The organism is Shewanella sp. SM95 (assembly GCF_025653595.1).
In the GTDB taxonomy this organism is placed as follows: Bacteria; Pseudomonadota; Gammaproteobacteria; order Enterobacterales; family Shewanellaceae; genus Shewanella; species Shewanella oncorhynchi.
Map to the genome: position 1 here is coordinate 148,642 of NZ_JAKKSE010000009.1, position 21,076 is coordinate 169,717.

A 21,076-nucleotide genomic window follows, 5' to 3' on the forward strand; every position below is an offset into this window, starting at 1 on the left:
AGTTTATGAATTTAAGGTGACATTAATATGACAAGTAGCCACTTGGATGTCAGCGTTGTCATTTGATTTGCAAATATGTGATCTCGCGTTATTCCAGCGGCAGCCACACTTGGGCTCTTAAACCGCCTTCGGCGCGGTTGGAGAGGGTAATTTGCCCTTGGTGTCTATCAATAATCCGTTTGATAATGGCGAGGCCTAGGCCCGAACCAACACTACCACGGGCGATATCACCTTGGGTAAAAGGTTGAAATAGTTTGGTAATTTGCGACTCATCGATCCCTGGTCCATTATCTTCAACACTAAAACCGATACGCTTGCCATCGAACTGCGAGCTAATGCGGATCCAGCCAGAACCATAGCGAAAGGCATTTTCGACTAAGTTGCTCAGTACCCGTTTAATGGCAATCGCTTGAAATTGTGCTTCGGGGCAGTCAATTAACAGCACTTCAATTTCACCAGCGCGATTGGCTTCTGCTTGAGCGACATCTTGAATAAGTTTATTGATTTGGCCTAGCTCACGGCTGGTTTCCTGATCTTGGCGAATATACGCAATAAACTGGCTGATGATGGCGTCCATATCTTCGATATCATTGACTATGCCATCTTTAAGATATTGATCTTCCTCTACCATCATCTCAGAGGCGAGGCGAATACGGGTGAGCGGCGTGCGCAAGTCGTGGGAGATCCCCGCCATCAATAGCGCTCTGTCCTGCTCCAGTTGCTTCATGCTGTTCGCCATCTGGTTGAAAGCATTGGTAACTTCGACAATTTCACTCGAACCTTTTAGCGGCAAGGGATCGGGAAATTCACCGCGGGAGACTGAAATCGCGGCTTTTTGTAGTCGCCTAAGTGGGCGGTTTTGCTGGCGAGCAAACCACCATCCCCCAGCGACACTAAGTGCGCCAATCACCATTAAATAAAGGGTGAGTGGCGAAAGATCTGAAACATTTTGGCCGATAAGTGGCACTTTTATCCAAATCGAGGGCGCTTGTGGTGGACGGATCCAAATCTGTAATACGCTGCCATGGGTGACGCGCACTTCGGCGTCGCCGCCGAGATATTCCGACATCTGCGATGACCAGAAACCATAGTAAGTGGCTTGCTCAATCCCCGCTTCATGGGCTTGCTGTTGATTGTAGATTTTCATGCCATCGTCGTGGACTTTGGCATTAAGGGCATCGACTATGGTTAAGTGTTCGCGGCCAATATCTATACCGTCGACAAACAGTAATTTGACTTGGCGAGCGATTAACTGATTGATTTGTTGGTAACTTGGCTTAAGTACATAGACGGCGACCGTGACGTAAGACACCAGCTGATTGATCAGTAATAGGCAACCAATCAGCATCACGGTTTGACTAAATGCGCTGCGAGGAACAAACCGCCACCAAAACTTAGGTTTCATCGTGGGCTCAATAACCGCAGTAGATTAAGATGGCGGCGCGGCTCATCGACGCGCGGCACCATCGGGTACAAACACATAACCTAAACCCCAAACCGTTTGAATGTAGCGAGGATTCGCGGGATCTTTTTCGATTAAGCGGCGCAGACGTGACACTTGCACGTCGATGGAGCGTTCTAGCGCCGAATAATCGCGGCCACGGGCGAGGTTCATTAACTTATCCCGAGACAAGGGCTCGCGTGGATGGGTGACGAGCACTTTAAGTACGGCAAACTCACCGCTAGTGAGTGCGATGGATTCGTCGCCGTGGTACATCTCACGGGTCGCTAAATCCAGCGAGAACTCACCGAAGCTAATCTGTGCTTCCTGCTGAGCGGGCGCACCGGGTACATCTTGGGTTTGGCGACGCATCACGGCTTTGATCCGCGCAAGTAATTCCCGTGGATTGAAAGGTTTTGGCAGATAATCGTCAGCGCCCAACTCTAAACCAATAATGCGATCGACTTCATCGCCCTTGGCCGTCAGCATCACGATCGGAATAGGATTACCTTGCTGGCGTAAACGGCGACAGATAGACAGGCCATCTTCACCGGGTAACATCAAGTCGAGCACGAGTAAATGGAAGTTTTCGCGTTCTAATAGGCGGTCCATCTGCTCGGCATTGGCCGCGCTACGCACCTGATAACCTTGCTCCATCAGGTAACGCTCGAGTAACGCTCGCAGGCGCATATCATCATCGACGACGAGGATTTTCGAGGTTTCTTGTCCCATGGGATGTCCTTTAATTGCTCAGATTGGTGCTTATTCTACTGATGAGAAACAGTTAAGATTAACCAACTGGCTGAAATTGAAAACGAATCTGCCTAATATAGCCGCATTCAACCAAGGCGACTAGCTCACCTTAGTAACTTGAATGCGATAAATGCTGACATTGATTGCCCAATGTTAATACTAAGCAAATGAAATTGCATGGGAATACTCGCGTTTATTCACGCTATAGCTGAAATTGTAACTAAATTGGCATCAGTAAAAGAGGTGATTTAAAAGCCATTATGCACAGAGATGATTTAGTGGGTTAACTTTAGCGTCTAGTCTGAGTATCATCAGTCCAATATATTATCCCGCATCAATTGTGGTCGTTTAATCCAACGATTGAGTAATGAGTATGAAAGCGCATTTGATCACCCGTCAGGGGTGGCAAACTTTAGATAAAGAATTGAAGTATTTGTGGAAAGAATATCGGCCGCAAATCACCCTTAAAGTCCAAGAAGCGGCGGCGCAGGGCGACCGTAGTGAGAACGCGGATTTTGGGTTAGTAGCTCTTTAATTGTACTAAAATGTTTTAGTGATTGAATTCATTATATTAAAAAATAGTATTATACTTTTTTCAATGTACTATCTTTGGTGTTTTTTATCTTAATTACTCATTAAAGCCTAAAGCTGAACACTTCTTGAATGATCAACTTATAAGATGCTTTTGTCTCAGAGTAAGCTAGTGACTCACGTAAACGACAGTGGAATGTTTTGCTTGTCTTAGATTGTCTGATCATGTCCTCGTTGTCCTCCGTTTTTTAAATGCACTGTTAGGCTATTTTCATCATTTGTGGTTGGAGACTGCTGAGCTCATGGTGTACGTATTTTATGAAATTGCTTTTGATGCTTTGTCATTGCTATGTTTTGTGTATTTGACTGGCTGTACTTGCGAGAGTATTTTGATTGATTTCAAAAGCATTTTTAGGTAGGTTTTTAATGGTTACGAATATTTCCTCTCTTCCCGATTATGCAGCATTAAAAAAATTTGCATCTGCGCTTTGGCAACAAGATAGTTCCTATCATGGTGCAGCCGTTATGGTGGGTGCTGGCTTTAGTCGATGTGCAGCATCTACCGGAGACGCCACCAGAAAATTACCACTATGGAATGATTTTTCAAAAACGCTTGCTGGAGAATTACAGTCAGGGAGTATTGACCCTCTGCGCCTAGCGGAAGAGTACTGTGCATATTTCGGCCAGCAAGCACTTTACGATCTCATCAAAAAGGAAGTTAATGATGTTAGTTGGAATCCTGGTCCACTACATCGAGAATTACTTGAATTACCTTGGTCAGAAGTATTAACGACAAACTGGGATACTTTAATTGAACGAGCGTCAATTGAAGTTCATCATCCAGTTTATAGTGTTGTGTCTAAGCAGGAGGACCTTTCCTGTGCAAGATCACCTAGAATTGTCAAGTTGCATGGGACTATCGACGTAACCAAAGACTTAATTTTCACTCAAGAAGATTACCGAAAATACCCGCAACAACATGCGGCGTTTGTGAATTTTTCTCGGCAAGCATTTATTGAGAACGAATTGTGTTTATTGGGCTTCTCCGGTGATGATCCAAACTTTCTGCAGTGGACTGGGTGGGTTCGAGATCATCTGGCAAATCATTCCAGACGAATTTACCTAGTTGGAGCCTTAGGATTAAACTCCGCTAAGCGTAAATACCTCGAATCCATCAACGTTGCGCCTATAGACTTAGATGACTTGGTTGCAGACTATGATGATAAAGATATCAGGCATTTGGAAGCCACAAAGATTTTTTTTAAGGCACTTAGAGAGCTAAAGCCAAAGCAGACTTGGGAGTGGTATCCAACGAGTTTGCGTCGTGAAACGGCAACTGGTGTAGATCGCAAAAGGATTAATAAGGAGCCTGATTATGCTGCCAAGTTATTGGTAGAACAGCTTCCATCTTTAGAGAAGGATAGACTGTCTTATCCTGGGTGGTTGATTGTTCCCAATTTTCAGAGAGGTGAGTTGCGGCATCAAATATCAGAGCCTTTACCAAGCGAAAAAAATTTGTCTGCAATGACCGCAAATTGTAAAGCAAAGCTATTGTATGAAATATCTTGGCGTCACCAAGTTACCTTTGAAGCTGTTCCACCTTGGTTAGCGAAAGAACTACTTACCATGTGCGACACTGAACAAACATGCACATTGACAAAAAAGCAGCAGTTGGAAATAGCTCTTTTACTGCTTAAAAATACGCGCTGGATGAGCCCATCTGAAGCTGAATCGATTTCCCAAACGACTAGTGCGTTACTGGAGAAAGGCGAAAAATACTGGGCTGAAAGCGTTAATTAGCTTGCATACCATAACGCCATAGTGGCGCGAGATAGGTTCGATTACGCCATCTTAGAACAATGTGTCGAAAAAATCACCAATTCCAACCCAATCTGGAAATTAAGAAAGGCGTCTCTACTTGCCGAGCTTGGGCATTTTGATAAAGGTGAGAGGCTAGTGACTGAGGCATACAAGGAGCTTCTTCTACAGTACCGTAATGACCGTAATTCAATTCATGTACTTTCTCGCTTAGCATGGGCGCATAGGTTAATGCGCGGTATAGATCTGTCTTCATTTAATGAAGAGTTTAAAGTTTTCCCATTTAGCTATCGAGATTCTAAGTGTGATCCATGGGATCATATTGAGCATATTAGAGATAAAATTTCGAAGGCATTAGATAAACAGCAAAAACAACAAGCGATTGAACCATTATTCGAACCTGGACGTTATAAAAATAATGGCTACACAATAAATTTTAGCAATGAACTGCATCCGTTGCTTCTGTTGGAAGGGGTTTCGAATACTGTAGGTATGCCATTACGATGGGATTATGTTGGCTTTCTTGTTGAACAGGCATCTAGGCTCGCTGAGCTTGAGGATATTGATAATATTCACCGTTTTGCATTTGCTATCCGTGCAGCCAATAGCGGTACGTCTGATATTTTGAACAAAGTGTTTTCAAGAGTTCAGATCGCACGACTTCCTGAAGATGGCATAATTTTTTTACTGAATCAGTGCAAGCAGGCAATTAATTATTGGACTGTAAAGTTTACAGATAAATCTGAAAGTTATGCTATAGAACGTTTGGGGATTTTTATCGAAGTGTTGGCTCGTGTATCCGTGCGTGCAACGCCGGAGCAAGCCATGGAGTTATTCCGTATGGCAGTATCTCTTGGTAAGAAGCCTGAGTTTCATCATTTCTGGCTTTTTGATTCAATTAAGCATTTGATCGAATTTGCTTTAAAGAGTATTCCCGAGTTACAGCAACAGGATGTCTTAGTGGATGCCTTATCGTTCCCACTTCAAGTTGAGTTAACCATTAAAGAGCGTACTAAGTGGGTTAATCCAGTGATCAGAAACCCTGGAGAAAGGAAAAAAAATCCGGTTCTAGATCGTCGAGTAGATGAAATAATAGAGTGCATAGCACCATGCTCCACTCAAAGTGCACCAGCTCTCATACGCCTTTTTCCTTTAATTAAGAATAGTTTTTTGACGGTTAAGGAGCTTAATAAAATTACAGAGAAAGTGTGGGGTGACAATATCAGCCAGCAAACTATTCCTGAAACGGGTTTGCTCCACCATGCACTGCTTGAGTTGCCTTCACAAAACCCTTCGAGTGTGAAAGCTCTTGTCAGGAGTTATTTGTTTGACGCAACAGAAGCAAAACTGATTAATGTGGATCTACTGTTAGATATAGTAAATGCAGCTCTAGCTGAAGATGTAAAGGAATTTCCATCTGGAGAGCAAGCTATCAAATATTTCGAACAACTGGTTGCTTGGAGACCGCAAAGAAATGATAACGATAGGCTTAATTTTGCCAAACAAGAAAATGAACAAACCGCTGACTTAATCGGTGCAGTATTGGCTCGATCTGTTGTTCCATCTTTGCATTCTAGCGCATTGACAGAAGAAAATTTCAAAAAATTATTTGCTTTTTATACCGAAGTTGAAACATCGCAGGTCTTGATAGCTTTTTCCTACTTTGCTGCCGCAAGCGAAATATTTATCGGACGGGTAGAAAAACTGATTAGACAAGGATTTCAATCTGAAGATGTGGATAAATTAGCATATGCAGCCTACACGCTTTTAGATTGGCGAAATCAGAAGGCTTCTCCTGCAATCGATAAATTGATTTTGAGACTGGTTTACCTTATTGGGTCAAATCGGATTGTCGGTTTACCAGCACTACTTTGGACAGCTAATCAGATGTACTGCCGAGAGTATTTATCCCCCGATAATATTGAAGTATTAACGGAGATTCTACCTGTCATATTTGATAGCGCAGAATACTGCAATATTTCCCCTTCCAGTAGAGAGTCAGTGAGTATTTCATTTGTTCGAGCCGCTTGCGTTAAGTTAGCAAGAGATATTCTGAATAAAAGCAAAAATGACGATATTGAATTAAATCGAATACTGGCGGAAGCTAAACTTGATGCACTTCCAGAAGTTAGATTTGCTGAATCGGAAATGTTTTAACCTAAATTGTAAACTATTTTGTATTATGTGTCGCTGTCTGCAAATGGAGCAGATGTAATCGACTAGTAATACTAGCCAGTAGTCATTTTAAATCAAATATCTGATTGGCTGCAAAATGTTGTCAGTGTAGTTATTTATACGTGCTTCATATAGCTTGTTAAATCATTTTAAGTTTTATGACTTCATCATAAAACTTAAAATTCTGAGAAAAGTGGTGGCACCATAATTTTGACATTTTAATTTAAAACGGAGAGTCAAAAGTTGAGACAACTTTTTCTCTAAAGCCACCTAAGAGTTCGAATGATAGTGATGTTGAGGTGCCAAAATTTTCCGCCAAGAAAATCTCTGCAGAATCAGATTTTGTCTGTTTATCGAGGTATTGCCTGCCAATATTGAGAATATTACAGCTAGTCGGTGGAATCATTTTCAGTGTCATATCATGGTGTTCGGATAACTCTTGTTTGAGCTTTATCTCAATTGGCTCGCTGAATATCACTGGGATATCAGGTATTTCTTCTGCTATACGACTTGCAAATTCTACAAGTTTTGGTTCAGCAAAGGTGTATAACCAAGCTTGCTGATTAAGCGAATCATTAGTTCGTAAAATACGACCTAAAACCTGTCTAAAGTAAAGCTCAGTTTTTACTCGACTAAGGTGGCAACAAACCTGCAGGCGAGGGATATCAGTCCCCTCACTTATCATGCCGACACTCACGATCCAGTTAGTTGTGCTGTTTCTGAATCCATTTATCTTGGCAGATGGATCATCCTCTTTGTAGGTAACTATCTGAGCTGTTTCATTAAACTCATTTTTGAGTGTGTTTAAGATATCTGCTGCGTGTGATACAGATGATGCGACAATAAGTCCGGCTGCATTAGGGTTGGACTGTTTTATGGCTTTTAACTTATTTGTTGCTAACGTTAAGATATATTGAATCGCCTCATGATTCTCGATGATAGACTGATAAGAGATTGATGAGCTTTTCAGTAGCTCATCCAAAGAGCGATAAGTCTTTGTTTCGTTTTCTTCGTCTGTAACTGAAATTTTGTCATTATCGATTAGCACAATGTGAGGGCTACGGCATACACTTTCTGCAACGGCTTCCTTAAGGCCATAGACATAGTCACATTGAATTTGGTTATCTGGATCTGTGTATCGAGATAAGACAATGGGTGCTTGGTCAGAGCGCCAAGGCGTGCCCGTTAACGCTAGGGTGTACTGCGCTTGGGCCTGTATGTTGAGTAGGATTTCTTCCCCCCATGCGTTTGCATCTTCAAGAGATCTCCCTGCACAATGATGGATCTCATCAAAGACAACGAGAACTCTATTCCTTCTCAGTAATTGCCAGAAATCCTCTTTAAAAGCCAACATCCCCTGGTAAGTATAAGAGCAACCGACTGAACCTATCACGCCATCAAATCGGCACTCCAGACGAGTGGAAAATGTCTGTTTCATCCCTTGAGAGATATTTACTGATGGAGAGAAGCACAACACAAAATCGATTAGACCATCCTCAAATAGTTTCGCAGCAACTTCGGCGGCCATAATTGATTTGCCTGCACCAGGTGTTGCTAAGCAAAGGAAATGTTTGTGAGTACCATGAAAGTGCCTTAGAGCGCGTTTGACGCACTCAGATTGCCATTGTCTAAGTTGCATGGAGTTACTTTTGCTGATGGGTAATAGCTGATTTAATCGCTTTGATTTGACCTAGCAGTTTTGAGCTCGTTTCACGAGCCAACAAATACTGTGATTCGAGATGAGCTTTCATTTCAGGAAAGGATTGGTATAAGCGCATATACTCTTCCGACTCACCTATGCTCGTAAGTAAATCGATTTCTGACTGCTTGAGCCGCTCTTCTAATTGTTTAATAGTATTATGCTTTTCCCTATTTGTAGGTGTTACCTCTACGGCTTCGGATTTTTTTGCGCTTTGCAGGATGAAATTCGCTTGGAAAAAATTCGTTGTCTTTTGATAAGTCGTTTCTTTCGACAGTGGGTCTACATTTTTATCTAAGAGCCCTTTTTTCACGAGTCTGTGGATCTGCTGATAAATGAAATTGTAAGTTTTACTGACAGTTAAACTGCTAGTTGAAACAGCAAGATAAGCATCGCGTAAACTCATAACTTGAAAATTGTTGAAGCTCTCGTCCTGGAGAATGGTATGTAAAGTCGGGCATATTTTGATTGAGGCTTTAGACATGACGTTCTCGCTAGAGGCTGTTTAGTGCTCCCACTAGGCATTAGAAGAGCATTGCTTGCATAAATGCGGATTATAATCCGTGGCATTATAAGCCGCAACTTTGGATAGTCTTTCTCTTTAACGAGATGAAAAATGAAAGACTTAGCAATCCAATTTGGGGCTAAATTACGGGAAGAGCGTAAACGGCATGGTATTTCCCAAGAAAAAGTTGCGTTATTGACTGAGATAGACCGCAGTTATATGGGACGAATTGAGCGTGGGGAAGTAAACATCACGCTCGAGAAGGCTTATCAGTTGGCGGAAGCCTTAGGTTGTGACATAAGGGCACTCTTGCCATAGAGGCATCTTAATTAAACTTGCCAAGTGATATTTGCCGCCTCAGTTCTGCTTGCACTCTGGTGTGCCTAGTTAACTGTCGAGCTAGTGTAGTGGTCTGTAGCGTTCAAGAAACTGGCCACAGCTTTATAGCTTCTATCAAGTTGACGTAGTAGTAAAATAGTGCGTTTGCTGGGACAGATTCCGAGTGATTCAAAATCGGGCGATCTATGCTGGCTCAGATGTTATAGCTCGGATTTGCCTCAAAACGTTTCAGCAATGATCTAGGATGAGCTTTGTTTCCAAATCGGATTTACTAACAAGTCCAAAAATTGTTCAAATATCAAATTATGTTCTGAGTTTCAGGCATACAAAGCCCTTTAAGTTTGTACAAACTGATGTGCATAGCTTTCAATCGAAAGCTACAGGAATATTTCTAGCCTCTATGTCCTTATGTAATATATTGCTCCAAAAGAGATAGGAGTATGAGAATACAGATAGAGATTGATTATATAAGGCAATTAACACTTGCACCCTTTAGCTTTACGATTGATGTTTGTGTGTACTTCAATCAAAATATTTTAGGGTGCAAGTTAATCTTAATATTTTATATGCTCAGTAAATAACTGAACGTGGCTACATATTCTTTGCTATGACGGGATAACCGATTGCCATCAAATCGCAAATAACTTTATTTACTAAAATTGGAGGAGCAACATCAGGATGACCACAGTTAAACGGTGGATCTGGATTATATTCCAGTAGTAATTGAGTTTCTTGTGCTTTATCGATACCAATAATACGTGATATAATAGCAAGACCAAAGTCAATTCCAGCAGTAACACCGCCACCTGTTACACGATTACGATCAATCACATAGCGGCCTTTTGTATAGACAGCACCAAATGAATGAAGCATATCGACCATTGTCCAATGTGTCGTTGCTTTATAGCCTTCCAATAATCCTGCTGCACCAAGAATAAGTGCACCTGTACATACGCTCGTAATCCAAGATGATTTATCTGCGGTACGATTTAAAAAATCTAAAACTTCTTGATCTTGCATTGCTTCAAATGCACCAAGTTTTCCTCCTGGAACAAAAAGTATATCAACTCTCGGCAGAGCATCAATTTCATCAAAGGTGCAAGTTGGCAATAAATATGCGCTAGTATCAGTCTCTATTTGCTCACGATTTTTCCAAACTAGTTGAATATTAACATCATTTATTAATGACCAAGCTTGTAATGGCCCAAATAAATCTAAAGGCGTTATACCAGGGTAAAGTAACATCACAATATTCATAAAAACTCCAAATTTAAAAAATTATTTCATGCTTGATTTAAATTCATCAATCTTAAATGAACCATAAAAATTACTTACTCTGTGTCCAGAGTTAACCCATGAAAATAGCCCATCCTTTAGATTGTAAACATTGGTATACCCAAATTTATTAAGGGTATCAGTAACGATTGTGCTTCTAATGCCATGGGAACACATAACAACAATATGTTGATTCTTATTTGGGATCAACCTCTGAACATTAAATTCCACCGTTCCCCTAGGGATGTTTATCTTATTATTTATATCTATATTTACAGCAATAATTTCTTCAGGCTCTCTAACATCTAAAAGAATAAAATCTTTCTTGGTTTCTATCCATTTATTAAGTGTTTCAGCTTCAATTGAGCTAATCTTATTGATTAGCAGCTGATGCTGATTCCTGATAATTTTTTCAGCTGAAATTATTTCACTAGCAGTAACTGGTATACTAAAAGCAACCGAAAACAAAAAAACTAAGCTAAATTTCATAAACAACCCTCTCATAAAACAAAAGTTAATGTCGAGTCATAATGATAAATGCTTTAAGATTTGCAAAATATAGACAAATTATATATATTGTCCATACTTAGACGAATATGATTTGTTGGCTATAATGTGAGATACTAAGCTATGGAACGTGGAGAGCGAGAACGTTGCCGAACTAAAAGTGCAATTAAGAATGCACTTATACTAATAGTAAAGAACAAAAACTATAATGACATTACTGTAAAAGACATTGTCGAAGAGGCTAATGTTGGCCGCAGTACACTTTATAAGCATTATCCATCTAAAGCACACATTATGCTTGAAATTCATGAGGATATGTTTAACCTGTTATTCGATGATCTTACAACATCTGAAAACTGGCTGCAGACTGAGCCACAACCTCACTTAGTATCGTTTTTGAATCGGTCACGTCAATTAGGAAACAATCGATTTTTTATGAGTTATAAATTGGGGAATGATCTTGATTTTTTATTAACAAATGTGAATATGCTTATGAGCAAAATTCTACAGGAAAAATTAAATCAGGCTTTTCCTACAATAAGTTTTAATATTCCCAGTCAAATTATTTCTATATCTATAGCGAGTATTTATAAAGATTTATTATTGGCTTGGTTCACTAAGTTCTCAGCGACGCCTCCAAACGAGTATGCTCATTATATTTCACAGTTGCGTAGTCACTTAATAAAGTCACATATGAAGTAGATCTAAGTCACCCGATTCAATACATCGCGCGCTATTTTTACAGTACATGGATTTTTAACTTTCTATTTAATCATGCTAAGATACTAAGTGCTTGTAAATAAGGCTAAATATAGGTCATAGAATAATAGGATGCTCGCTAGTTGATGCTTAGGATTAAAAATGAATATTGGTATAGATAACACACGCTTAATCATTAGTGCGGAATTTATGATAATTTACTGAAAATATAACTATTATGCATTTTTGAACTTGCAGTTTGCATAAAATCATATCTTTCTTAATCCAAAAAAAGAATAAATTACGGTTGATAAAAGATAACTTGCACTGTTTCCAGTTGATTATTTTATAATGATATTTTAGAGCTGAAAATAGATAGTACTGTGGAAGATACAGAACAAGCTTATCAGGTTTAATTAAAAATTAGAACCAATCCATATAATTTAAAAATCCAGATGCAAAGTGAAAGTAAAAGATGCATTTATCTTATTGATTTATTTTTTAACCCATTCTGTAATGTTATGATATCTAGTTGATAACATATTTTATTTATTAAGCCGCAGATACTAGAGCTTTTGGGGGCGAAGTTGTTTGCCCAGATATTTGCCAATGTGAATATGAGCCTTTCACATTGGCTAAGTTCGTTATCTTGCAATGCTTTTATAAATAGTAACTGGCAGCTAATAAACAAACAGTTTAAAACATGTTCTTCTGATATTTTGTTTAAGTTAACTTTTCTGGGCAACCAATCTGGTTTACCTTCATTGTATACCAGTGCAGCAATCATACATGTCACAGAATTTAAACTGGTTGCACCCGTAATAAATTGATTTATTTGACTGTAGTTTCTAAACTTTTGATTTAGCGCATCGCTTAAATGAGATTTTTCCCATTGTTGGTTTATTGAATTTAATAAGGTCATTATTTGATACCTAACGATAAATATTTATAACTTTAACTTTTAAGTTGAATGTTTTAATTAAATATTCAAAGAACTCTAATCCTAAATTTGAAAATCCTTTATAATAGTCTGATTCAGAATTTTCATAAGCTAACTGCAAACACCGATTTCCCCACGGTAGAAAATGGGTCTCTAATAGCTCTGTAAGAACTAATCTATAATCATCGTTACTAGGGTTTTCTATCATTTTTCCTAGTAAAAAATTAATAACAGCCATAATTAAGCCGATGTGATCAATAGGTTCATTGCTTTCGGCTTTAACATTTATTCCGTGTTTGGCGTAAAAATGTTTTAACTCAATAGTGCTGCTGTCATTTAATAGCTGTGAAGGTGATAAATAGGTTGACCCCCAAGGTGTTGCTTTGGGAGTGTTTGGACCATAAAAAACCGTTCCGTAATCTAATTTAAGCTTAATGAGTGCATCATTGTTATCACTCCATTGTGTTAGAAATCGGGACAATTCATCTAAAGCTTGAGATTCTCTTTTGGAATTAGTTAATCTTGGCCAATCTTTGGCTAGGTTTTGCTCTTTGAATTGATTTAGTAATTCTGCCTCAGGGTATATCATTAATACTGAATGAAAAATATTTGATATAGCTTTCAATTCGTTGAGTGTTGCGAGATTATTTCTTTTCATGATGGTTGAATTATCTTTTTATATTTTAAAAAGGTGCAATTTTCATTGCACCTTAACTTAAATGGTCATTAAACTTCGCGTATATTCAATACTTTACCGCTACCATTGCCTGTTGATTTTGAGTTTCGTGAGGCTTTTACAATCAAGTTTGGAGACGTTATTGACTGCGAAGGTAAGGGAGCAAAATGCTCATCTCCATCGCCATATTTTGCTCGTAGATTTTCCATCGTATCAAAATCTAATGCCCGCAAAGGACAGCTTTCGACACAAATAGGTTTTTTACCTTCGGCAAGACGATCGTAGCAACCATCACATTTAGTCATGACTTTTCGGTCTCTATCAATTTGCGGAGCATCGTAAGGACATGCTCTAGAACAACTTTGACAACCAATGCAAAGTGATTCTTCAACTAACACAAGACCATCTTCCTTGCGTTTGTGCATCGCTCCGGTTGGGCAAGCTTTGACGCAAACAGGTTCAGAACAATGATTGCAACTTAGCGAGGTATAGTAAGCAAATACATCTTGTTCAAAGCTATTATCGCTATTCTGGTTCCATGTTCCGCCACCGTATTCATACACTCGACGCCATAACATGCCAGGTAGAGAAGCTACGCCATTTAAGGCTACGTCATCTTTGTTTCGAATTTTTCCAACCATACGGTCTTTACAAGCAATGTGACAAGTCTTACAGCCTGTACACTTGCTACTATCGAAATAGAATCCAAATTGAGTTTTTTCTGTCATTTTGATTACCCTTAAGCTTTTACTACCTGAACACGATTGGTATGTTGTGGATTCCCCTTTGTAATGGGCGAAGGATGGTATTTGGTTAATGTGTTAATACAACCACCAATATCAATCACATGACCAGATGGACCAATTCGACCATTGCTATCTGGTTTGTACCATGCACCTTGCCCTAAGGAGCAAACTCCTGGTGTTACTCTAGGTGTTAATTTGACTGGAATCTCTATCGTACCTCTGTCATTGAAAATATGGACTTTATCTCCATCGGCTAAACCGCGTTGAGTTGCATCAATGGGATTCATCCACACCGCATCTTCAACCGCTTCACGTAACCAAGCGACATTGTGATAACTTGAATGGACTCTACCTTTTGTGTGATAGCCACAAAGTTGTAATGGATAACCAGCATTAATCGCATCAGCATCTTCATACCCGTCCCAAGTGACAACATACTGTGGCAGGGCAGTAATTTTGTCTCCTGGAGGCAATGTCCAAGTTGCCGCTTTACGAGCAAGGGAAATGGAGAATATTTCAAACTTTCCTGAAATCGTTGGTCGTGGATTTGCTGTTGGGTTTTGAATAAATGATTGATACGCTACAAATGAAGCTGGCATATATTTGCGGAATACCCCAATTTTTTGAGCCTCTTCATAGGTATTGGGCATCGCAACGTCTGGATTCATCGCTTTTGTTTCACTGTAGAGTTTTTCACACCATTGTTGGCCAGTTAGCCCATTGGTATATTCAGACTCTTTACCCATTGCCTTGGCTATGCCAGTACACATTTCATACATTGATTGAGCTTGGCCAAGAGGAGTTAGTGATGTACTCATGAAGGTTGCATAGGCCATCTGCCCTGATGCATAAGAGTCATTTGCATAGTCATCAGATTCAAGCCAAGTACTATCAGGTAACAGATAGTCTGCAAATTTTGCAGAAGCTGTCATCCAACAATCACTTACGATCACTAATTCACAAAGTGTCTCGTCTTGTAATATCTCTGCTGTACCATTAATGTCAGAATGTTGGTTTACCAGTGTGTTACCCGCACAGTTGATTATGGCTTTGATGTTGGTTGTTAATTTAGCAGGGTTGTTATCTACTAGTTCTTGGCTGCCACTCTTCTTGTATCGAACACCATCTGTGGTACCTGTAAATTCCTTGCCTCGAACAATAGCATCTGACCATGTAAAGACTGGGATTGTTACTTCAACAGGATTATTACCTGCCGGCATTCCTGATACCCCAAAGCTATAACTGCTCGGCATTGCACCGCTATTTACCCCTGAACGGCCAATCTTACCTGTCATTATCGCTAGGGTATAAACAGCTCGGGTTGCTTGATCACCGTTAGCATGTCGACCAATACTTGCTCCAGCAGAAATATATGGCGCTTCAGCAGCCATAATTGCAGTAGCTAATTGTTTGATCTTATTTTCAGATACACCACAAATAGCTGCCGCCCAACTTGGAGTTTTAGCTCCGTTAGCGGAATAAATGCCTTGCCCCATGATGTAATCAAAATAGTTTTCATCTGGGTTTACATACTGTGCATGTGATGCAATGAATGGATCTGAATGTAACGCGATAGATGCTTTGGCATTAACTAAAGAATTCCTGTCATAACCTACAACATACTTATCTAAAAATGACTTCGCATTTGAGTCTACCCAGCCAGAATTAATCATCTGATAAATAACAGCTTCGATTAATGCTGCGTCTGTTCCTGGGCGAATAGCAAGCCATTCATTTTCGTTCCCACGCATAGAATCAGTGTAACGAGGTTCGATCATCCAAACTTTAATTCCCTTTTGGTTTTTTTCAAGGGCTTTCACAAAGTCATAACCTTCACCACTACCACTCATGCGAATTTCATTAGGGTTAAATCCAAAACCAATAAATAGGTCAGAATTTTCAATTTCGCTTAGAGATGAACCACTAATACTGTCCCATTGACTTCCGTATGTCGCCATACATGCCGCGTAGACACCAGCCCAAGAATAATCCCAGTGGTAGTCTAGAAAGCCGCCGTTTAAGTTTAATAGGCGTCCCCAAGTGGCTGTATTGGATGAAAAGCCATAATATGCTCCTGAACCATGATGCATATATATAGATTCTGGACCATAAGCTTCTTTAATCGCTTGTAATTTCGTAGCTATTTCAGAATAAGCTTGTTCCCATGTTATCGGGACAAATTGAGCGTCACCACGCTTACCTACACGCTTCATTGGTGAGCGAAGTCTGTCGGTAGCGTAAGTTCGTTGCCTTAATGACCGGCCTCTGGGGCAAGCTCTTGCTTGATGATTAACGCCATACTCATCAGTGGTTTCATGATCTGTTTCGATACGAGTGATCACCCCATCCTTACTGAACACTTTTATGGGGCAGTTTGAGCCACAGTTAACCAAACAAGCGGACCAATTAATGACTTCATCTGTGGGCGTTATCGGCGGTGGTACAACATTGGTTTCACTCGCACTTTTATTGCATCCAGAAATTGTCGCTGCAGCGGTCACCGCGGCACTCATCTTTAAAAAACTTCTACGTTCCATTCTCTTCACCTCTTTTAAATCAAGGCAGCATGTAGCTGAAGGTCAACATCAGCAGATGCGCGTTGTAGTTATGATTAAGCTCACTCAAGGTCACTAATCCCGGAACGGCATGGAGGCTGACTTCGGCATAGTCAGTATCGTAGTAACGTTCGTACTGATAGCTCAGTTTCAGTCCCATACTGTTGTTCAGTGCATAACGGCCATACAGCTCAAAGTTGTGGCTGTAGGAGTAGTAATCGCCGTAAGGCTGGTTAGTGGTCGTGGTGATTAGGGTGTCACTCGCTGAGTTAGCAAATTGGTAATTGCCCCCAATGCTTAAGCGGTCATCCATCAGCCCGTCGTAGGTGAAACCGATATTGAGGTCGATAAACTCATCGTCGACATTGGTGTACCAATCTGGGGTGGAATAGGCTTGGCTACCTGCCATGTCAGATTCAATCCATTGTTGCCCTGCGCTAGCAAAAACGTTGAATCTGTTGGAGAGCTGCGCACTGAGTTGTACGTTGTAACCGTAGTCCTGCACCTCAGTTAAACCAATGAGGGTGTCATCGTAGTCGTCATTGTTGTAATGGGCATCGAAGTCAAGAGTTAACCATTGCAGGGGAGTATGATTAACGCTGAGTTCGAGCCCATTACGGTTTCTGTCTGCAAGGTAAAACTTGCGTAACAACGGATTTTCCTCGATGGACGTGGCTTCAAGGCTGTCGTAAGTTGAGCCATCACGGGTTTCATAACTGGCTTTAAGGTCAACCACTGTTTTAGGGATGACACGGATATTCAGCTTGGCCCACAGCGCACTGTCTTCTGTTTCTTCACGCTCGGTATAGTTACGTTCCACCGCTTTATAATCAAAACCGCCGAGTAAACGATAGTCGCTGTTGAAACGGTAGCTACTCTGCAGTTTGAAGTTGGTGCGCTGAATATCCATCGCAACGTTTTGCTTAAAAGCACCGCTGACATTGTCCACTTCAAATTGGGCAAAATCCCAGGTAGAGCTTTTATTATCGCGGTCGCTGTAATCCAGCTGACTGTTTAGGCGCCAACGGGGACTCAGCATACTGCTAAAGCCGATACGCGCGTCTAAGGTCTCCACTTCACCGTCCCAGCTTTGCAGGGGATTGCCGCTGACTTGGATAAGATTGTCATCCTGAATCATTCGGCCAGTAGCGAGGCGACCGTTAATCACGTTCGTGCCGAGTAGGTATTGGCCCGTTAACGAGACTTGATGGGCATCGTTATCTGGGGTAGCAGCATACACATTGTCGGCATAGGGTAGACTTAAGTGATTAATGTGATTTCGGTAATAACTGCCGTTATAGGCCAGTTCGCTCTGCCATTGGTGTTGGTCGATGCTAATACCCGCATTGATATTTTGGGTAGTTGCATCGACGGGCAAGGCAAAGTTCATTGGGCCTGAGTTGGCTAGTAAACTGCTGCGACGATTGCCCGTTTTATCCTCTTGGTCATAGTTGATATAGCCCTTGAGGCCGTTAAGCAGCGCATCTAACTCACCCTCAAGGCCGATGCCGACTTTTTCACGCTGTAATTCAAGGTCAAGGTAGCGGGTGTGACTGTCGGGTAGCAGCAACCCATTGTTATGCCATAATTGGGTTTGGGCAGTGGCGTCATAACGAGTCATCATGCTGTAATCGAGTTGGATGCCGCCCAGATTGTTCTTGGCGGCTTCGAGGTGCAGATAACCGTTGTCCGAACCGAGTTCATCGGCTTTCATCACTGCCTGGTATTCACCTTGTCGATAACTCACATCACCACCGACACTGCCACGCCAACCCGTATCACTGTCGCCAAAGCTGTTACCTGAGTGGATATCGTCGCTGCTTGCCCAGCCAACATTGGTGTTCACTTCGCCTTGGTAGCCCTGTTTCACTGTGCAAGCCTTACATTGATAGGCGCTAGTGTTGACCTTGCTGGTATTGGCTTGCTTTACCGAAAAGTCTGCGGCGTTAACGCTTGCAGAAGCGGCAAGCAGTCCAATGGTGATTAAATTTAATTTAAACTTCATCTTAGACTCCTTAATCAACGCGCAAAATTGCTGCCGGCAGGGTGGTTGGAACCGTGGATTTGGCTATGGCAATTCAAGCAACCCATGCCAGCGCCAAAGGCATTGGTACTCGGCTGGCTCACGACGCGACTAGCATGACCGTCATCGGCATGGCACTGCTGGCATAACTGTGGTACGCGTTGCTTCACCAGTGCCTCATTCACACTGCCGTGTGGGTTGTGACAGGTTGAACAGTTTTCGGTTACGGGCGCATGCTCCCATAGGAAGGGGCCGCGTTTTTCGGCATGGCAGCTATAGCAAGTGTCATTTACTGTGGCTTTTTTGAGGGCGCTCTCATTTGATGAACCGTGAGGTGCATGACAATCGATGCACGTCATCTGATCCCACTTTAAGGGATGGGATGAACGTTTACTCATATCCGCTTTTTCGCGGGTATGACATGAAGTACAAGCTTGGTTAACCTGTTGTTTATCTAAGATAGGGTCTTTAGCCACATGTACCTGGTGGCAGGATGCACAGGCGATTTCCTCCAGATTATGCAAACTATTATGCCAACCTGCTTTGGCGGTATTTTGGTGACAACCCAAGCACACAGTATTTTGAGTCGGGGCGGATAACTTGCTGTCCTGACCAAAGGTGATCATTGGCTCTTTGCCACCTTTGTTATGGTTACCTAGAGGGCCGTGACAAGACTCACACTGCAATCCCGCCATGGGGGAATTGGAATGGCTCATGTCACCATGCTTGCCATCGAAAATAGCCATCACTTTGTCATTTTTCTTATGACACACTAGGCAAGAATCTGCACCTTTAGGCGAATATTTACCTGCGGTAAACTTATCTTCAAGGGTCGACTCAACCTGCTCAGTTGTTAGGCCATCCCAAGGTGTAGAATATGCTAAAGGAATGAAAAGAATTAGTTTAATCAACAGTATTGCTGATAATAAGTGTTTCATTATTAAGCCTCGTACCACATTTTGCAAACCATTAACCTTAAGCACTTAAGCTCATTATTTTTATCCGTATTTAATAACTGCAAATGTGATCAATTTAAGTATGCAAAAAGCACATCAGCATTTATTTAACGAATGTCTTTGACGCTTTAAGATTTAAGCATAATTTAGTTAGAAATATGTATATACGCATATAGAAGTTATATGATAAATGATGATACTAGTCACAAATCCAATTAATTGATTTTTTTGATTGTCATCACGCATTTTTACCAAGTGTCGATTGCGTCACGATTTCATAAATATAAAATTGATAAGTGGTATGTTTAAAGCGTGTATTAATTATTATGATTAATACACGTGGTAACTATTAGATGGCTTTATCATGAACGCAGTAGATCTAAACGCAAGAATGAGGGAACAGTCGACAATATTTTTCCCCGAAAAAGTTGAAAAATGCATTGTGGATTTTATATATGAAAATGGTGTAACAAAGACTTTACCCAAAGGAAGCCCGATAAGTAAGCAGTTGTTGTTAAACAATTTTATATATTTAGACGATGGACTTATTTTATATGCCAAACGGACTAACGATTACACTAGACCAAAATTTGTAAATGCAATAATCCCAGGTAGGCTGACTGATTATCATTTGCTCTTAGAGGATAAATGTACTTGTTGCAAACAAATAATAGTTGCGAGGGATAGTAAAGTAACGTTTATAGATAAAAGATTAATCAACAATTTATCTCACACAAATATTAATCTTTTTACTAAGTTTATGTTTAGTTCAAACTATTTCTTGGAAAGACAAACGGCTTTGGCAATTTTTTTACTAACGTCCTCTCCTGACGAAAAGTTAGTAAAGTTAGTTTTTGACTTGTTAACAGTGTTCGACTGTAACTTTAAGGATGAATGGCTTAAAGTTGATGTCAAGCTAACTAGAGAGGAAATATCGGACATTTTACATATAAGTATAATTAAGTTAGATATTATGCTGGCCAAGCTTCGTAAAAATGGATTGTTAAAAAAGGAATGTAACTATATGTTTTTTAACTCAAAGTTAATAAAAAACTTATCACCTTGTCCATTAGGTAGAGAGGACGCTAGTGGGTGCAAATCGAATAACATGCTAAAATTTAAAGTAAATAATATGATTGCCATTAATAATGGTTGAGTTCGACTCTCTGAGAACAAGGCCGTACTTAGCACTGAAGGATCCCCTCATAAATCAGCCATAGCATAGCCATATTTGAGCAACTGATTGGCGAATAATACCCAGGCCGCCAGCAATTCTTTCTCCGTGATTTGATAATCAGGCCGCCTGAGTACCTCCAATCCCAAGCGAATCGTTGAGAGTACCGTTCGATGCCCAATGGTATTGGCCTGAAAATGCTTATCCCAGCCCTGTTGCTGTGCGTGTAAACCAACTAGCCACAACAGGCATTGAACCATCAAC

17 protein-coding genes and 2 pseudogenes are annotated in these 21,076 nt (G+C 40.8%); 6 read left to right on the plus strand and 13 right to left on the minus strand.

Features of this window, described 5'->3' with window-relative positions; translation table 11 throughout:
• Positions 1-88: 88 nt before the first annotated feature.
• Positions 89-1,405, minus strand: coding sequence for a two-component system sensor histidine kinase EnvZ (gene envZ / locus L5M29_RS12055; protein ID WP_263167993.1), 1,317 nt, complete (start codon positions 1,403-1,405; stop codon positions 89-91).
• 42 nt (positions 1,406-1,447) lie between these two features.
• Positions 1,448-2,173, minus strand: a complete 726-nt coding sequence (ompR, locus tag L5M29_RS12060) for a two-component system response regulator OmpR (RefSeq protein ID WP_006079507.1) — start codon at positions 2,171-2,173, stop codon at positions 1,448-1,450.
• A 394-nt stretch (positions 2,174-2,567) separates the two neighbouring features.
• Here ompR and L5M29_RS12065 point away from each other — a divergent pair.
• The 3 genes and pseudogenes from L5M29_RS12065 to L5M29_RS12075 form a co-directional block, all read left to right on the plus strand.
• A pseudogene (locus L5M29_RS12065) lies at positions 2,568-2,711 on the plus strand (transcription elongation factor GreB); the annotation flags it as partial.
• Between the two features lie 407 nt (positions 2,712-3,118).
• Positions 3,119-4,525: an SIR2 family NAD-dependent protein deacylase gene (locus tag L5M29_RS12070; RefSeq protein WP_263167994.1), complete on the plus strand. Its 1,407-nt coding sequence runs from the start codon at positions 3,119-3,121 to the stop codon at positions 4,523-4,525.
• A 156-nt stretch (positions 4,526-4,681) separates the two neighbouring features.
• Entirely contained in the window at positions 4,682-6,700 is a 2,019-nt protein-coding gene (locus L5M29_RS12075; protein WP_263167995.1) for a hypothetical protein, read from the plus strand.
• Between the two features lie 241 nt (positions 6,701-6,941).
• On the opposite strand, the gene L5M29_RS12080 is transcribed toward L5M29_RS12075, so the two are convergent.
• A complete protein-coding gene (locus L5M29_RS12080) occupies positions 6,942-8,357 on the minus strand; it encodes a DEAD/DEAH box helicase (RefSeq protein WP_263167996.1) in 1,416 nt (471 codons plus the stop codon).
• A gap of 4 nt (positions 8,358-8,361) precedes the next feature.
• The gene (locus L5M29_RS12085) at positions 8,362-8,901 is read right to left on the minus strand and encodes a response regulator (RefSeq protein WP_263167997.1); all 540 of its coding nucleotides are present in this window, start codon (positions 8,899-8,901) and stop codon (positions 8,362-8,364) included.
• Positions 8,902-9,033: 132 nt separating this feature from the next.
• Between L5M29_RS12085 and L5M29_RS12090 the strand changes: the two genes are divergently transcribed.
• Entirely contained in the window at positions 9,034-9,240 is a 207-nt protein-coding gene (locus L5M29_RS12090; protein ID WP_263167998.1) for a helix-turn-helix domain-containing protein, read from the plus strand.
• 612 nt (positions 9,241-9,852) lie between these two features.
• Here the strand turns inward: L5M29_RS12090 and L5M29_RS12095 are convergent.
• Complete coding sequence (locus L5M29_RS12095) at positions 9,853-10,518, minus strand: DJ-1/PfpI family protein (RefSeq protein WP_263167999.1); 666 nt, start codon at positions 10,516-10,518, stop codon at positions 9,853-9,855.
• Positions 10,519-10,539: 21 nt separating this feature from the next.
• Positions 10,540-11,025, minus strand: coding sequence for a rhodanese-like domain-containing protein (locus L5M29_RS12100; RefSeq protein WP_263168000.1), 486 nt, complete (start codon positions 11,023-11,025; stop codon positions 10,540-10,542).
• A gap of 141 nt (positions 11,026-11,166) precedes the next feature.
• On the opposite strand from L5M29_RS12100, the gene L5M29_RS12105 reads away from it, so the two are divergent.
• Positions 11,167-11,745, plus strand: coding sequence for a TetR/AcrR family transcriptional regulator (locus tag L5M29_RS12105; RefSeq protein ID WP_263168001.1), 579 nt, complete (start codon positions 11,167-11,169; stop codon positions 11,743-11,745).
• A gap of 478 nt (positions 11,746-12,223) precedes the next feature.
• Here the strand turns inward: L5M29_RS12105 and L5M29_RS12110 are convergent, their stop codons facing one another.
• The 6 genes from L5M29_RS12110 to L5M29_RS12135 form a co-directional block, all read right to left on the minus strand.
• Positions 12,224-12,664, minus strand: coding sequence for a hypothetical protein (locus tag L5M29_RS12110; protein WP_263168002.1), 441 nt, complete (start codon positions 12,662-12,664; stop codon positions 12,224-12,226).
• 10 nt (positions 12,665-12,674) lie between these two features.
• Positions 12,675-13,340, minus strand: coding sequence for a molecular chaperone (locus L5M29_RS12115; protein ID WP_263168003.1), 666 nt, complete (start codon positions 13,338-13,340; stop codon positions 12,675-12,677).
• Positions 13,341-13,408: 68 nt separating this feature from the next.
• Positions 13,409-14,086: a DMSO/selenate family reductase complex B subunit gene (locus L5M29_RS12120; RefSeq protein ID WP_172591570.1), complete on the minus strand. Its 678-nt coding sequence runs from the start codon at positions 14,084-14,086 to the stop codon at positions 13,409-13,411.
• An 11-nt stretch (positions 14,087-14,097) separates the two neighbouring features.
• On the minus strand, positions 14,098-16,641 hold the full coding sequence (locus L5M29_RS12125; protein ID WP_263168004.1) for a DMSO/selenate family reductase complex A subunit: 2,544 nt from the start codon (positions 16,639-16,641) through the stop codon (positions 14,098-14,100).
• Between the two features lie 19 nt (positions 16,642-16,660).
• Positions 16,661-18,664, minus strand: a complete 2,004-nt coding sequence (locus L5M29_RS12130) for an MtrB/PioB family decaheme-associated outer membrane protein (protein ID WP_263168006.1) — start codon at positions 18,662-18,664, stop codon at positions 16,661-16,663.
• Positions 18,665-18,678: 14 nt separating this feature from the next.
• Complete coding sequence (locus L5M29_RS12135) at positions 18,679-19,620, minus strand: DmsE family decaheme c-type cytochrome (protein WP_263168009.1); 942 nt, start codon at positions 19,618-19,620, stop codon at positions 18,679-18,681.
• Positions 19,621-20,002: 382 nt separating this feature from the next.
• Between L5M29_RS12135 and L5M29_RS12140 the strand changes: the two genes are divergently transcribed.
• Positions 20,003-20,794: a Crp/Fnr family transcriptional regulator gene (locus tag L5M29_RS12140; protein ID WP_263168011.1), complete on the plus strand. Its 792-nt coding sequence runs from the start codon at positions 20,003-20,005 to the stop codon at positions 20,792-20,794.
• 47 nt (positions 20,795-20,841) lie between these two features.
• On the opposite strand, the pseudogene L5M29_RS12145 reads toward L5M29_RS12140, so the two are convergent.
• Positions 20,842-21,076 (minus strand): annotated as a pseudogene (locus tag L5M29_RS12145) (IS4 family transposase); the annotation flags it as partial.

What these genes read in the sequence shown, in the direction of transcription:
- L5M29_RS12100 (WP_263168000.1), bottom strand. Translation starts at nt 11,025, where the DNA reads ATGAAATTTAGCTTAGTTTTTTTGTTTTCGGTTGCTTTTAGTATACCA.
- L5M29_RS12090 (WP_263167998.1), top strand. Translation starts at nt 9,034, where the DNA reads ATGAAAGACTTAGCAATCCAATTTGGGGCTAAATTACGGGAAGAGCGT.
- L5M29_RS12125 (WP_263168004.1), bottom strand. Translation starts at nt 16,641, where the DNA reads ATGGAACGTAGAAGTTTTTTAAAGATGAGTGCCGCGGTGACCGCTGCA.
- L5M29_RS12085 (WP_263167997.1), bottom strand. Translation starts at nt 8,901, where the DNA reads ATGTCTAAAGCCTCAATCAAAATATGCCCGACTTTACATACCATTCTC.
- L5M29_RS12080 (WP_263167996.1), bottom strand. Translation starts at nt 8,357, where the DNA reads ATGCAACTTAGACAATGGCAATCTGAGTGCGTCAAACGCGCTCTAAGG.
- envZ (WP_263167993.1), bottom strand. Translation starts at nt 1,405, where the DNA reads ATGAAACCTAAGTTTTGGTGGCGGTTTGTTCCTCGCAGCGCATTTAGT.
- ompR (WP_006079507.1), bottom strand. Translation starts at nt 2,173, where the DNA reads ATGGGACAAGAAACCTCGAAAATCCTCGTCGTCGATGATGATATGCGC.
- L5M29_RS12095 (WP_263167999.1), bottom strand. Translation starts at nt 10,518, where the DNA reads ATGAATATTGTGATGTTACTTTACCCTGGTATAACGCCTTTAGATTTA.
- L5M29_RS12105 (WP_263168001.1), top strand. Translation starts at nt 11,167, where the DNA reads ATGGAACGTGGAGAGCGAGAACGTTGCCGAACTAAAAGTGCAATTAAG.
- L5M29_RS12115 (WP_263168003.1), bottom strand. Translation starts at nt 13,340, where the DNA reads ATGAAAAGAAATAATCTCGCAACACTCAACGAATTGAAAGCTATATCA.
- L5M29_RS12140 (WP_263168011.1), top strand. Translation starts at nt 20,003, where the DNA reads ATGAACGCAGTAGATCTAAACGCAAGAATGAGGGAACAGTCGACAATA.
- L5M29_RS12110 (WP_263168002.1), bottom strand. Translation starts at nt 12,664, where the DNA reads ATGACCTTATTAAATTCAATAAACCAACAATGGGAAAAATCTCATTTA.
- L5M29_RS12120 (WP_172591570.1), bottom strand. Translation starts at nt 14,086, where the DNA reads ATGACAGAAAAAACTCAATTTGGATTCTATTTCGATAGTAGCAAGTGT.
- L5M29_RS12130 (WP_263168006.1), bottom strand. Translation starts at nt 18,664, where the DNA reads ATGAAGTTTAAATTAAATTTAATCACCATTGGACTGCTTGCCGCTTCT.
- L5M29_RS12135 (WP_263168009.1), bottom strand. Translation starts at nt 19,620, where the DNA reads ATGAAACACTTATTATCAGCAATACTGTTGATTAAACTAATTCTTTTC.